The sequence below is a fragment of the Pseudarthrobacter sp. ATCC 49987 genome (assembly GCF_009928425.1).
In the GTDB taxonomy this organism is placed as follows: domain Bacteria; phylum Actinomycetota; class Actinomycetes; order Actinomycetales; family Micrococcaceae; genus Arthrobacter.
Genome location: NZ_JAABNS010000001.1, coordinates 1,328,436 through 1,341,746 on the forward strand (window position 1 = coordinate 1,328,436; position 13,311 = coordinate 1,341,746).

14 protein-coding genes, 1 tRNA gene and 1 other RNA gene are annotated in these 13,311 nt (G+C 66.6%); 8 read left to right on the top strand and 8 right to left on the bottom strand.

Features of this window, described 5'->3' with window-relative positions; all coding sequences use genetic code 11:
• Positions 1–39: 39 nt before the first annotated feature.
• Both GXK59_RS06315 and GXK59_RS06320 read right to left on the bottom strand, forming a co-directional pair.
• Positions 40–933: an alpha/beta hydrolase gene (locus GXK59_RS06315; protein WP_237393803.1), complete on the bottom strand. Its 894-nt coding sequence runs from the start codon at positions 931–933 to the stop codon at positions 40–42.
• 51 nt (positions 934–984) lie between these two features.
• Positions 985–1,839, bottom strand: coding sequence for a slipin family protein (locus GXK59_RS06320; protein WP_237393804.1), 855 nt, complete (start codon positions 1,837–1,839; stop codon positions 985–987).
• Positions 1,840–1,951: 112 nt separating this feature from the next.
• Here GXK59_RS06320 and rnpB point away from each other — a divergent pair.
• Positions 1,952–2,345, top strand: an RNA gene (gene rnpB / locus GXK59_RS06325) — RNase P RNA component class A.
• Positions 2,346–2,479: 134 nt separating this feature from the next.
• Here rnpB and GXK59_RS20415 read toward each other — a convergent pair.
• A complete protein-coding gene (locus GXK59_RS20415) occupies positions 2,480–2,626 on the bottom strand; it encodes a hypothetical protein (protein WP_202129072.1) in 147 nt (48 codons plus the stop codon).
• Positions 2,627–2,838: 212 nt separating this feature from the next.
• Between GXK59_RS20415 and GXK59_RS06330 the strand changes: the two genes are divergently transcribed.
• The 5 genes from GXK59_RS06330 (at position 2,839) to GXK59_RS06350 (ending at position 7,905) form a co-directional block, all read left to right on the top strand.
• Positions 2,839–4,452 carry a GMC family oxidoreductase gene (locus GXK59_RS06330; RefSeq protein ID WP_160665253.1) on the top strand — a complete coding sequence of 538 codons (1,614 nt, stop codon included), beginning with the start codon at positions 2,839–2,841 and terminating at the stop codon, positions 4,450–4,452.
• Positions 4,453–4,726: 274 nt separating this feature from the next.
• Positions 4,727–6,223 (top strand): glyceraldehyde-3-phosphate dehydrogenase, encoded by a 1,497-nt coding sequence (locus tag GXK59_RS06335; RefSeq protein ID WP_160665255.1) that lies wholly within the window; start codon positions 4,727–4,729, stop codon positions 6,221–6,223.
• Positions 6,224–6,303: 80 nt separating this feature from the next.
• A complete protein-coding gene (locus tag GXK59_RS06340) occupies positions 6,304–6,513 on the top strand; it encodes a hypothetical protein (RefSeq protein WP_160665257.1) in 210 nt (69 codons plus the stop codon).
• A 129-nt stretch (positions 6,514–6,642) separates the two neighbouring features.
• The gene (locus tag GXK59_RS06345; RefSeq protein WP_160665259.1) at positions 6,643–7,443 is read left to right on the top strand and encodes an HNH endonuclease family protein; all 801 of its coding nucleotides are present in this window, start codon (positions 6,643–6,645) and stop codon (positions 7,441–7,443) included.
• A gap of 9 nt (positions 7,444–7,452) precedes the next feature.
• Positions 7,453–7,905 (top strand): DUF1579 domain-containing protein, encoded by a 453-nt coding sequence (locus GXK59_RS06350; protein ID WP_160665261.1) that lies wholly within the window; start codon positions 7,453–7,455, stop codon positions 7,903–7,905.
• 54 nt (positions 7,906–7,959) lie between these two features.
• On the opposite strand, the gene GXK59_RS06355 is transcribed toward GXK59_RS06350, so the two are convergent.
• Complete coding sequence (locus tag GXK59_RS06355) at positions 7,960–8,409, bottom strand: hypothetical protein (protein ID WP_160665263.1); 450 nt, start codon at positions 8,407–8,409, stop codon at positions 7,960–7,962.
• Positions 8,410–8,477: 68 nt separating this feature from the next.
• Positions 8,478–9,461 (bottom strand): 1-phosphofructokinase family hexose kinase, encoded by a 984-nt coding sequence (locus GXK59_RS06360; RefSeq protein WP_202129073.1) that lies wholly within the window; start codon positions 9,459–9,461, stop codon positions 8,478–8,480.
• Between the two features lie 136 nt (positions 9,462–9,597).
• On the opposite strand from GXK59_RS06360, the gene ppk2 reads away from it, so the two are divergent.
• Entirely contained in the window at positions 9,598–10,494 is an 897-nt protein-coding gene (gene ppk2, locus GXK59_RS06365; RefSeq protein ID WP_443094266.1) for a polyphosphate kinase 2, read from the top strand.
• A gap of 52 nt (positions 10,495–10,546) precedes the next feature.
• Positions 10,547–11,251, top strand: coding sequence for an alpha/beta fold hydrolase (locus tag GXK59_RS06370; RefSeq protein ID WP_160665265.1), 705 nt, complete (start codon positions 10,547–10,549; stop codon positions 11,249–11,251).
• Between the two features lie 10 nt (positions 11,252–11,261).
• Here GXK59_RS06370 and def read toward each other — a convergent pair whose 3' ends face one another.
• The 3 genes from def to GXK59_RS06385 form a co-directional block, all read right to left on the bottom strand.
• Entirely contained in the window at positions 11,262–11,834 is a 573-nt protein-coding gene (gene def, locus GXK59_RS06375; protein WP_160665267.1) for a peptide deformylase, read from the bottom strand.
• A 46-nt stretch (positions 11,835–11,880) separates the two neighbouring features.
• Positions 11,881–13,035, bottom strand: coding sequence for an acyl-CoA dehydrogenase family protein (locus GXK59_RS06380; protein WP_160665269.1), 1,155 nt, complete (start codon positions 13,033–13,035; stop codon positions 11,881–11,883).
• Positions 13,036–13,141: 106 nt separating this feature from the next.
• Positions 13,142–13,214, bottom strand: a tRNA-His gene (locus GXK59_RS06385).
• Between the last annotated feature and the right edge of the window lie 97 nt (positions 13,215–13,311).

Below are 13,311 nucleotides of genomic sequence, written 5' to 3' on the forward strand. Positions count from 1 at the left end.
CTGACGATGGGCCGCCGACGTCACCACGCGGCAGCGGTCTTAGGCGAGGTTGCGGCCGAGGAAGGACAACACGTCGGGCAGGATGGAGCGCCAATAGTTGTAGTCGTGGCCGCCGGGTTGGAAGCCGCCCTCAACGGCGCCGGGAAGGTCCGCCCGGTACTGACGCACCGTGGCGGCAAGGTCGTCCGCGGTGCCGCAGTCGATCCGCTTGGGCAGTGCTGCAAGTCTGGGCCGGAGGGCGAACACGTCGTGGGCCGCGAAGTCAGCCGGGCTGTCGAATGCTGTGTCCAGCCGGGCCTCGTAGTCGTCCCAGACCGCAGGACTCATGGCCGCGACGGCACGGACCCCGGGCAGCCGGCCCTGCGAGGCGAGCAGAAGGGAACCGAAGCCTCCCATGGAGAGACCAAAGAGGCCGACCCTGCCGAGGTCGCAGCCCTGGCTGCCAAGAAACGGGACAAATTCCTGCACCAGCATCGACTGGGTGTCGCTGCCGTCGGCGCGGGGGTGCCACCACGTGTTCCCGCCGTCAACGGCGGCGATCGCGAGGGGCACACCGCCTGCGTCGAGGTGCCGCTGGAGGGCGTCGTGGGCAGCCAGGTCTTCCAGCAGGACGGCATGGCTGCCGCCAAAACCATGCAGGAACACGGCCAGCGGCAGCTCCTGCTGCGCCCCACCGGGCGGCAATTCAGGTGCGGCAAGTGACCAGTGGCTGGCGAGTCCGGGGCGGAACGCTGAGACAAATGAGCCTGAGCTGGTCCCGACCGTCAATGGGACGGTAGGGAGCGGCGTCGCGGCCTGCGTCGGGCTTGCCGGCGCGGGCCGTGACGGGGCAGGGGGCCCAGCGTCGGGAGTGCAGCCCGCAAGTGCGGACGCACCCAGCCCGATTCCTGCCAGCTCAAGCAGCTGGCGCCGGCTCAGGGCGGACTCGTCCATACCCCGATCATAGGCCCCCGCGCGCCGGGAGGGGCGGGGCGGGCCCGCCTGTCAGGCCGCCTCGACGGGTGGAAACTGGGCGGAGGAAGCCTGCGCCGCCAGGACCGCCTGGGCCGCCTGGACCGCCTGGGCTGCCTGGTTTTCGCGCGCGAGGAAGGCCGACAGTTCGCCGATGGTGCTCATCAGCGGTGCGGGGAAAACCACCGTCGAGTTCTTGTCCACGGCGATTTCCACCAGTGACTGCAGGTTCCGCAACTGCAGCGCCAGCGGGTGGGCCATCATCGTGTCGGAGGCCTCGCCCAGGGCGGCAGCGGCGATCGATTCTCCCTCGGCGGCGATGATCTTTGCCCGCTTCTCACGCTCGGCCTCGGCCTGGCGGGCCATGGCGCGCTTCATGGTCTCCGGCAGCTGGATGTCCTTGAGTTCCACGAGGGTGACCTCGACGCCCCACTCCAGTGTGAGGGCGTCGAGGATCTCGCGGATGTCGCTGTTGATCCGCTCCGTTTCCGAGAGCGTCTGGTCCAGGCTGTGCCGGCCCACGACTTTCCGCAGTGTGGTCTGGGCGATCTGGTTGATCGCCGCCGACACGTTTTCGATCGCCACCACCGATTTCACGGCGTCCACGACCCGGTAGTAGGCCACCGCCGAGATGTCGACGCTGACGTTGTCCTGGGTGATGATGCCCTGCGACTGGATCGGCATGGTTACGATCCGCAGGCTGACGAGGTTGAGCTTGTCGACAAACGGGATAATGAAACGCAATCCCGGCATCCGCACGCCGACCACCCGGCCGAGCCGGAACAGGACGCCTTGCTCGTACTGCCGCACAATTTGAATCGCCATCTTGGCCAGCACGATCACCACAACCACGACGATCAGCCACACGATGACAGCGGTCCAGTCCATCGGAATCGTTCCTTGCCTGGGGGATACTTCCTGTCTAAATTCTCCCACCGGAGGCCCGAAAAAGATCCGGGGGGAGGCTGCTGCTGGAGGAGACCGTAGAATGGACGGCGGATGGGTTGACCAGGCGGCCGCGCGTCACGCAAGTGGCTCGAGGAACGTCCGGGCTCCGCAGGGCAGGGTGGTGGGTAACGCCCACTCGGGGTAACCCGCAGGCCAGTGCCACAGAGAACAGACCGCCTGCATGCGGCGCGTGCTTGCATGGGCTGCAGGGCAGGTAAGGGTGAAACGGTGGTGTAAGAGACCACCAGCTTCCCGGGTGACCGGGAAGGCTAGGTAAACCCCACCCGGAGCAAGGCCAGACAGGGCACGTTCGAGGGCTGCTCGCCCGAGTGTCCGGGTAGGCTGCTGGAGGGCGTCGGCAACGGCGTTCGTAGATGGATGGCCGCTACTCCCGCGCTGGCAACGGCGCGGGAACACAGAACCCGGCGTATCGGTCAACCCATCCACTCACATTCCCCGTGCCTACCCCGGGAGAATTCTGCCTGACCTGGCGCCGCCCCCCCTCGACCGCAAACGAAAGCGGCGGCCGGCACCGTGTGGTGCCAGCCGCCGCCGGGAAAGACCAGGTTTCGGATCAGGCCTAAGCCTTCCGCTTCACCCAGCCCCACACCCCTGTTGCCACAAAGAGGACCAGCCCAATGACGGCCAGCCACAGCAGGCCCTTAACGGCAAAGCCAAGAATCGAAAGAACGAGCCAGATGATAAGTAGTGTGATTATTAGTCCCATACGAACATCCTAAAGGCCAACGGCCCACAGACACGGAATATACGGCGCCTGCAGGTCCGGCCAGCCTTCGCCCGTTGCCGGGACGAAATTTCCCGATTACCTCTTCCCTGCGGCGCTGCAGGCTGAAGCGAATGCTTGACATCATCGCGGCGGGACCAGAGACTGCAGTGAACGTTCAAGTAACGGTGCGGTCAGCGAAGAGCATAGGAGCAATGGTGCCGGACGACGGAGCATACGACTACGTGATTGCAGGCGGCGGCAGCGGCGGCAGCGTCCTGGCGGGCAGGCTGAGTGAAGACCCCTCAGTCACCGTTCTCCTGCTTGAGGCCGGCAGATCGGACCGCCATCCGTTCATCCACGTCCCGGCTGGTTTCCCGAAGCTCAAAGGCGGCCCCTACCAATGGGACTACGCGAGCGTCCCGCAGAAGCACAGCAACGGCCGCCGCATCCCGCTCGCTCAAGGCCGCGTGCTGGGCGGCGGCGGGTCCATCAACTCCCAGGTCTTTACGCGCGGCGTGGCCGAGGACTACGACAACTGGGTCACGGACTATGGCTGCGAAGGCTGGTCCGGTGACGAGGTGAGCAAGTACTTCGTCCGTTCGGAGTCCAACAGCCGGCTCTCGGCACCGCACCATGGAACCCTGGGCCCGCTCGGAGTCTCCGACCTCCTGCGTCCGCATAAGCTCTCGGCGGCCTTCGTCAAGGCGGGCCAGGAGTTCGGGCTGCCCTACAACAGCGATTTCAACGGGGCCGAGCAGTACGGCGTCGGCTTCTACCAGACCACCACGAAGAACGGCCGCCGGTGTAGCGCGGCGGTCGCCTACCTCAAGCCGGCCCGCAAGCGGAGCAATCTCACCGTCCGCGCCAACGTGACCGTCTCCAAGGTGATCGTCAAGAATGGCCGGGCCGTCGGAGTCCAGGCGATCGAAGGCGGCAACGCGCGCACGTACACGGCAAACCGTGAGGTGATTGTCTCCGCCGGTGCCTTCGGCTCGCCCAAGCTGCTGCAGCTTTCGGGCATCGGCGACCCCGAAGATCTCGTCGCGGCCGGCATCGATACCATCCATGCCCTGCCCGGCGTGGGAAAGAACCTGCAGGACCACTGCGACGTCGACATCGTCTACGAACTCACGGACTACCACAGCCTGGACCGGCTCAACCAGGTCCGCCCGGCCACCGTCCTGGCCGGCGTCGAGTACCTCGCCTTCCGTTCGGGACCGTTCGCTTCAACCCTTGTCGAGGCCGGAGGCTTCAGTTACGCCAACAAGGACGAGAGGACCCCCGACCTGCAGTTCCACTTCCTCCCCGCCGCGCGGATGGGGACCGGCGCCGCCGCATTGAAACCCGGCTTCGGTGCCACGCTGAACTCGTACTTCCTGCGGCCCCGGAGCCGGGGAACAGTTCGTCCCGTGTCCTCGGACCCGGGCAAAGCACCCCTTATTGATCCGAACTACCTCGCCGACGACTACGACCTTGAAATGGCCATCGCCGGGGTGCAGCAGAGCCGTCAGATCATGGAGCAGTCGTCGATGGCGGCACTCACCAAGGCGGAGCACATTGGCGACGGCTCCCGGGTGGAAACCCGCGACGAGTACGTGAAATTCGTCCGCTCCTTCGGCCGGACCTCGTACCACCCCGTCGGAACCTGTGCCATGGGAACCACCGATGAATCTGTGGTCTCGCCGCGGCTCAAGGTCCACGGGCTCGAGGGATTGCGCGTGGTTGACTCCTCGATCATGCCGCGGCTCGTGAGTGCCAACACTCAGGCACCGACCATCATGATCGCGGAAAAAGCCGTCGACATGATTCTCCAGGACGCCAGGTAGTAGACCGGAAGTGCCCGTGGTCCCAGCCGGCCCCCAGCGCCGTGTGAGTCATTTCACGCGTCACCGGGCACCGGACCGTGCCGGACCGCCAGTAGAATGGACGGTGAACGTAGAAGTTCTGCCGCCGGGTCTGCGTTCGCAGCCGGCGGCTTTTCTTTGCTCGACACAGGCACCCGGGGTGGACCGAATCCCCGGAGCCGAGGTTCCGGACACCCTCCGGCAGCCGACTTCCGCATACGACGCCGTATGTGGTGGATTCTAGGAAGGTATTTCTGTGAGCCAGACGTCAGATTCTTGTCTTGATACGTGGATGGGCCGGGAGGCGCTCGCCGAGGCCATGATCCCGGTAATCGGCCAGCTGTACCGCGAGAACAACGTGGTCACGTCCATTCACGGCCGCAGCCTGATCAACAAGTCCACCATGAACATCCTCAAGGCGCACCGCTTCGCCCGCCGGATGAGCAAGGAAGAACTGCGTCTCGAAGAGACCGCCCCGCTGCTGGACGCCCTGACCAAGCTGGACCTCGGCGCCGCGGCCATCGACATTGCACGCCTCACCGAGAAGTACCGCGTCGAGGGCAACGGTGCCACCCTGGACGAGTTTCTCCGCGAGGAACTCGCCGAGGTTGTTGGCAAGCGTGGCGGCGACGACCGCACCAGCACCGACGTCGTCCTCTACGGCTTCGGCCGCATCGGGCGGCTCCTGGCCCGACTCCTGGTCGAAAAGGCCGGCGGCGGGCACGGCCTGCGGCTGCGGGCGATCGTGGTCCGCCGCGGCTCGGACAACGACCTCGCCAAGCGCGCCAGCCTGCTGCGCCGCGACTCGGTCCACGGCTCCTTCGAAGGCACCATCAAGGTGGACCTCGAGAACGACACCATCACCGCCAACGGTGTCCAGATCCAGGTCATCTACTCGGACAACCCCGCCACTGTCGACTACACCGCCTACGGCATCCACGACGCACTCGTCGTCGACAATACGGGACGCTGGCGCGACGCCGAAGGCCTCTCCCAACACCTCAAGAGCAAGGGCGTTTCCCGGGTTCTGCTCACGGCTCCGGGCAAGGGTGATCTCAAGAACATCGTGCACGGCATCAACCACGCAACGATCACCGATGCGGACAAGATCGTCTCCGCGGCTTCCTGCACCACCAATGCCATCACCCCCGTCCTGAAAGCGATCAACGACCGTTACGGCGTGGTGCACGGCCACGTGGAGACCGTCCACTCCTTCACCAACGACCAGAACCTGATCGACAACTTCCACAAGGGCGACCGCCGCGGACGCTCCGCCGCGCTGAACATGGTCATCACCGAGACCGGTGCCGCCACGGCAGTAGCCAAGGCCCTGCCGGAGCTCCTCGGCAAACTGTCGGGAAGCTCGATCCGGGTCCCCACCCCGGACGTGTCCCTGGCCATCCTGAACCTGAGCCTGGAAAACAGCACCACCAAGGATGAGGTCAACGACTACCTGCGGGAGATGTCGCTGCACTCGGAGCTGCGGAAGCAGGTCGACTACATCGATTCACCCGAGGTGGTCTCCACCGACTTCGTCGGCTCCCGCCGGGCAGGCATCGTCGACGGCCTGGCCACCATCTCCAACGACAAGAACGTCATCCTCTACGTCTGGTACGACAACGAGTTCGGCTACAGCTGCCAGGTGGTCCGTGTCATGGAGGAAATGGCCGGCGTGAACCCGCCGTCGTTCCCCGCCAAGGACGCGGCAGCAACGCTGGAGGCAGCCGGCCTGCCCGTCGAGGTCCAGGCCTGACGGCACATCCTGCGAACTCTGTTCCGCCTTTCCCGGCCGATCCTCTGGAATCGGCCGGGAAAGGGCACCACAATGGTGCAATGGAACAGAACCCGGCAGTAGAGCACGAAACCACCCTGGAACACGCCCTGGACGTAGCGCGGCGGAACGCCAAGGAAGCCAAGCGGCTCCTCGACGACGCCCGCGCCAAGTATGCGGCCGGTGAGGTCGACGAGGCGCGGGTCGGGCAACTCGAATCGCTCCTGGCCCTTGCCAATGAAGACCTTGTGCGCGTGACGAAGGAGAACTAGCGGGCTACCTGTCCTCCACACTGTGGACAACCCCCGCAGAGTCTGAGGCCCGGCCTAGGCTTCGGGGGTGGAAAGAACTAGTCCCGCCCCGGAACTCTCCGGATTCAAGCACGCTGCCCGGGTGCCGGATTGACGCTCACGTGGCCGGAGTTCCGGCAGGCACGACGGCGGTCCCGCCAGGCGTGGGCCCTACTGGCTGCCGCGGCACTCACCGTTGTCGCGGTGCTCGGGTGGTTCTTCACCGCCGGGCAGTTTGGCGCCGTCGACCCGACCGACGGACCCAGCGAGGCGCCTGTGCTGGCAGCCGGCTGGATGAACGCCGTCGCTTCCGTGCGGCTGGTTCCGGCCGGCTCAGCCGCGGCGCTGCTGGACACGCTTACGGTCAAGGGTCGGGCGGCCCAGGACAACTACGACCGCAGCGCCTTCGGCCAGGCCTGGCTGGACGTGGACCGCAACGGTTGCGATACCCGCAACGACATCCTCCGCCGCGACCTGACGGGAGCCGGGTTTACCAAGGAATCCGGTTGCCGCGTGGCCGCCGGGACGCTCCGGGAACCGTACACGGGCCGGCAGATCACGTTTAGCCGGGGAGCGGACAGCAGCAAGGCCGTGCAGATCGACCATGTCGTCGCACTGGGGGACGCCTGGCAGAAGGGAGCCCAGCAGTTGACTGCCGGGCAACGCGAGGATCTGGCGAACGATCCGCTTAACCTCATCGCAGTCGACGGCCCGGCCAACCAGGACAAGGGCGCGTCCGACGCCGCCACCTGGCTTCCGCCGAACAAAGCCTTCCGCTGCCACTATGTCGCCCGGCAGATCTCGGTGAAGGCAGCGTACCTGTTATGGGTCACTCCGGCGGAGAAGGACGCCATGAAGCGGGTCCTGTCCTCCTGCCCCGGACAGCAGACGATTGTCGCGGCCGCTCAGTAGACTGCAGCCATGGATATTGTCGAATACTTGACACCGCTGCTGGGCAGCCGGCAGGGCACCAACCGCCTCCGCATCATGCCGACGGACGAGTACCAGGAGTCGGCAGCCACCGCGACGGTGAGCGTGACAGCGGCGCACTTCGGGACCATCGCCTACACGTGGTCCGACGCGGACAAAGCCCAGGACGGTCTCCTGCTGCTGGGCGGAGCCACCGCGGACGGGGAGTCGAAGGCGGTGTGGGTCGACTCCTGGCACACAGGGCCGGCGTGGATGGACCTGAGCGGCGGCGTCGGCGAGGACGGCGTGCTCCGCCTGAACGGCTCCTACTCCGCCCCGACCGGCCCGGACTGGGGCTGGCAGATCCACATCAGCCCGGCGGAGGGGCGCATCACCATGCACAACGTGGTCCCCGGTCATGATGCCTACCAGGTCGTCGAGCTGCTGACCCTGGTCCAGGGCTAACCACATGGTCCTTTGCCTGGGCGGGCGGCGACCGGACGCGGGACCGGAGTCCGCCTAGATGACGAGCCTGACAGGGCCGGCAGTCTCGGGTCCGCCGCATGCCTCGCTGCCGCCCACCCGGGTCCAGTCCAGCTGCACCTCGCGCTGGGCCAGGACGCTCCCGTCTGCGGAATATGCCTTGATGGTCACCGTCTCCGGCGACCGCATCATCAGGCTGACCTTCCAGGTCCGGTCGTCGACCCGGGACGCTGTGAAGGGACTGTAGGGCCGCCCGGACGCGGCTGCCCCGGACGCAGTTGGGTCCGGCGTGACCGGCAGGGATGTGGCCGGCCCGGGCACGGCGCCGGGGCTGACAGAGGTCTCAGGAATTCGGACCGGGCCATCGGCGCGGACGGAGCAGGCGTCCGCCGCGCAGAACTCAACCAGGCTAACCTTCCCAACGTTGCCATCGAGCGACACCGTGAGGGAGTTGAACCACGCAAGGGCAGGGCAGGCGTTTGGCACGGAGCCAGAGCAGCCGGCCGTTCCCACAACAAGCAGCAGCCCGAGCGCCAGGCGGACCGGTCCCGGCTTCACTCGGCGGCCCCGCCTGCATTCCCGTCTTGGGCGGCGAGTTCGGCTTCCAGCCGTTCCACATCCTCGCGGTGGCAGAGTTCGGTGGCGGACGTGGTCACCGTGGCGCTACCGGCGGCGACGGCGGCCCGGAGCGCGTCCTCAAGGGTTCGGCCCTGGGCCAGGCGGAGCACGAACGCGGCCAGGAAGCTGTCGCCGGCTCCGACGGTGCTTGTCACCTTCACCCGGGGCACGGCCAGCCGCAGGATCCCGGATTTCGAGGCGAGCACGGCTCCCTCGCCGCCGAGGGTCAGTGCGACGTGTTCCGCGGAGCCGTCCGCGACCAGTGCCGCGGCCGCCTCGACCTGGCTTTCGTCGCTATCCAGGGTCGTTCCGAAGTGCAGCCCCAACTCCCGGCGGCTCGGCTTGACCAGGAACACCCCCTCGGCGAGGGCGTCGGCCAGCGCCGGTCCGGAGGCGTCCACAATGCAGCGGGCATCCCGCTGGCGCGCCAGCCGGGCCACCTGGGCGTAAAAGTCCTCCGGAACGCCCGGCGGAAGGCTGCCGCTGGCCACGACATACCCGCCCACCGGGATCGAGTCCGCCACGAGCGCCAGGCATAAGCGCCACTCGGGCTCACTCAGCTCGGGGCCCTGCAGCACGAAGCGGAACTGTTTTCCCGTCGTCGTCTCATCAACTGTGAAGTCCTCGCGGGTACTCCCGTGGATCGGCACGGCCAGGGTGGGGACGCGTTCGGCTTCGATGAGGCGGCGGTAGGCCTCTCCGGTGGGTCCGCCGGCGGTGTAGACCGCCAGGGTCCGGCCGCCGAGGCGCTGCACCACCCGGGACACGTTTACGCCGCCACCGCCGGGGTCGAGGCGGCTGGTGCCGCAGCGCAGCTTGTGGCCGCTGATGACGCGCTCGGTGGTGGTGCTGACGTCCAGTGCGGGGTTTATGGTGAGCGTGAGGATGGGCTGCATCGCCATCGGTCTGGGGGGTTCCATGGCCCAAGCATAGGAGCACGGGGTTGCTGGTGTCCCGGGGCAGGACGTCCCCTTGTGGCCGGTCGGCTGCTCCGCGAGAATGGGCGCGGCAGGATGGGCGCGACGAAAGTCCGCGGTCACGAGTGGAACGGGAACCATGGCACATCGCAAGGGCGGCGACGGCAAGGCCGGCTCCGGCAAGGTACAGTCTGGCCGGAAGGGCAGCAAGGGACCCGATTCAAACGGGCAAGGGCGGCTGGCCCTCAGCGTTTACGAGGCCGAACTCTTCCGGCTCCAGGCCGAGCTCGTCGCGCTCCAGGAATGGGTCCGCAGCACGGGCGCGCGTGTGCTGGTGATTTTTGAGGGACGCGACGCCGCCGGCAAGGGCAGCGCAATCAAGCGGGTCACCGAATACCTGAATCCGCGCGTTGCCCGCATCGTGGCGCTGCCGGCCCCGACGGAGCGGCAGCGCGGTGAATGGTATTTCCAGCGCTACGTGGAGCATCTTCCCGCCGCGGGGGAGATCGTCCTGATGGACCGCTCCTGGTACAACCGCGCCGGCGTCGAACATGTGATGGGATTCTGCACGCCCACGGAACACAAGCGTTTTATGGCCCAATGCCCGGTCTTTGAACGCCTGCTGGTCCAGGACGGGATCCTGCTGTTCAAGTACTGGTTCTCGATCAGCCATGCGGAACAGGAGCGGCGCTTCAAGTCCCGGATGGATGACCCGTTGCGGCAATGGAAACTCTCGCCGATGGACCGGGAGGCAATCCTCCGGTGGGAGGACTACTCCCGGGCCAAGGATGACATGTTCATGCAGACAGATACCGCCGAATCGCCCTGGTTTGTGGTCGAGGCGGAGGACAAACGCCGCGCACGGATCAACATGATCGCCCACCTGCTCTCCAGCATCGATTACACCGAAGTCCGGATGGAGCCGGTGACCCTGCCGGAACGACCGAAGGCCGTCAACTACACGCGCCCCCCACGGGATCTTTTCCGTTACGTTCCGGACCATGCCGCCATGCTGCAAAAGTCCGGCGAGGACTAATAGTGCCGCTGATCCGGTGCCGGGGCCCGGCCCGGGCAGGTAGGGTACCGGCATGGACATCATCCTGGTACCCGGATTCTGGTTGGACGCCTCGTCGTGGGAGGAGGTGACCCCGCCGCTTGTCGCGGCCGGACATCAGGTCCACCCGCTCACGCTGCCCGGGCTGGAATCGGCCAACGCGCCGCGGGCCGGCATTGGACTGCGCACCCACATTGACGCCGTCGTGGCGAAGATCGACGAGTTTGATGCCCCGGTGGTCCTGGTGGGCCATTCGGGCGGAGGCGCCATCATCCACGGCGCCGTCGACTCGCGCCCGGACCGGGTGGCCAGGGCCATCTACGTTGACAGCGGTCCGCTCGGCAACGGCGGTGTCATCAACGATGAGCTGCCGGATGACGGCGACGACGTGCCGCTTCCGCCGTGGGAGTTGTTCGATGACGAAGACCTCACCGACCTCGACCAGGAGCTGCGGGCCATGTTCCGGGCCCGTGCCGTTCCGCAGCCGAAGGGTGTGGCCCAGGACCAGCAGCGGCTGCACGACGAGCGCCGCTATGATGTCCCGGCCACGGTCATCGCCTGCGAGTTTCCGTCCTCCATGCTGATCGAAATGATCGGGGCCGGCCACCCCTATGTCGCGGAGCTCGGCAGCGTCCGGGACGTCGACTACGTGGACCTGCCCACCGGGCACTGGCCGCAGTTCACGAAGCCCGTTGAACTCGGGGCGGCGATCCTGGCCGCCGTCGAGCGGAGACCGTGACCCAAGGACCCTAGTGCCCGAAGGGGTCCGGGTCCACGCCCGGCATCCAGGTCAGCCCGGGGACGCCCCAGCCGCTCTTTTTGGCCTGATTCATGGCCTTGCGGGCGTACCGGTCGATCAGCCGGTTGACATAGAGCTTGCCGTCGAGGTGGTCGTATTCGTGCTGGATCACCCGGGCGAACCAACCTGTCGCCTCGAAATCGACCGGCTTGCCGTCGCCGTCGAAGCCCTGCACCCTGGCCCATTCCGCGCGCTTGAGCGGGTACTGCCCGCCGGGGAAGGACAGGCAGCCTTCGTCTTCCTCGTCCGGATCCGGCAGGGCGCCGGAAATCTTGGAGAGGGTCAGCACCGGGTTGACGACGGCTCCAGACGGCGGGGCGCCGTCGTCGTTGTCGTACTTGTAGATGAAAAGCCGTTTGCCGACCCCGACCTGGGGCGCGGCGAGACCGACGCCGTTGGCGGCGTCGTTGGTCTCGAACATGTCGGCGATGAGCCTCCGGAGTTCGTCGTCGAAGACTTCAACCTCGGCGGCCCGGCGGTGGAGTACGGGCTCACCCCAGATCGTGATGGGCAGAACGGTCATGTCGGGAAAGTTCCTCTGGTGCTTGGCTGTCAAAAACGGGGCCGGGTCAGCCGGCGATGGTGCGGCCGACGACGTCGCGCATGATTTCGTTCGTGCCGCCGAAGATGGTCAGCAGCCGGGCGGCCAGGAAGGCCTGCGCCACGGGGTATTCCATGATGTAGCCGTAGCCGCCGTGCAGCTGGAGGCACCGGTCGGTGACGGACTTGGCACGCTCGGACGCCCACAGCTTCGCGCGGGCGGCGGAGGCGGCGTCGAGTTCCCCGGCGTTGAAAGCCTGGATGGCCCGGTCAACGTACGTTTCGGTGACTTCGACCTCGGTGAGGATGTCGGCCAGTTCAAAACGGCTGTTCTGGAAGTCGATGATCCGCTCGCCGAAGGCGTTACGGTCCTTCGTGTAGCGGACGGTCGCCTCGTAGACGGCGCGGACGACGGCGGAGCTCGCCACCGCGATCGCGAGCCGGCCCTGGGGGAGCTGCTCGGCGGCGTACTGCAGGCCCTTGCCCTCTTCGCCGACGAGGTCCGTGTGCGGAACCCGGACGTTGTCGAAGAACAGCTCTGCGGTATCCGAGGCCTTGAGGCCCATTTTGTCCAGCTGGTTGCCGGCGGTGTAACCCTCGCCCTTGTGGACCATGAACAGGGAGAAGGAGTCCTGCTTTCCCCGGCCGGCGCTGCCGTCGGTGCGGGCCAGGACCAGGGAGGCATCCCCGGAGATGCCGTTGCCGATGAAGGTCTTCTGCCCGGTGATCAGCCAGTCGTCGCCGTCGCGGACGGCCTTGGTGCGGATGCCGCGGAGGTCCGATCCGGCTCCCGGCTCGGTCCAGGCGATCGAGGTGACCTTTTCGCCCGAGGCCATGCCGGGCAGCCAGCGGCCCTTGAGGTCGTCGGAGCCGTAGGCCAGCAGGTGGGGGAGCACCATGTCATCGTGGAGGTGGAAGGCCAGGCCCACCGCAAGGTGGTTGCTCTTGGCGAACTCCTCGTCCAGCACGGCGCGGAAGCGGTAGTCGTTCATGCCCATGCCGCCGAACTCTTCAGGCACGGCCAGGCCCAGCAGGCCCTGCTCGCCGGCCGCCGTCCACAGCTCCCGGGACATCATGTGGTCCTTGTCCCACTGGGCGTAGTGCGGTGCGACGGCGCGGGTATTGAACTCGGCTGCCATCTCACGGAACATCTCGTGGTCTTCTTCAAAAAGTGTGCGCTTCAACGCAGTTCCTTCCGTGCACGGTTCCATGGACAGACAACAAAGGCCGCACCGGATATCCGGTACGGCCTTCGTCTGAGGTCGGACAATTACTGCCGTCCTTCGTGAGGGTGAGCGACGGGGGTTGAACCCGCGACCTCCTGGACCACAACCAGGCGCTCTGCCAACTGAGCTACGCCCACCATGTGCCCCGCCACGCCCTCCGGCGAACCGGCTGGCTGAAAAGGCAACGACAAATAGCTTACCTGTTCTTCGGGGCCACTTTTGCCACTTTTCGGG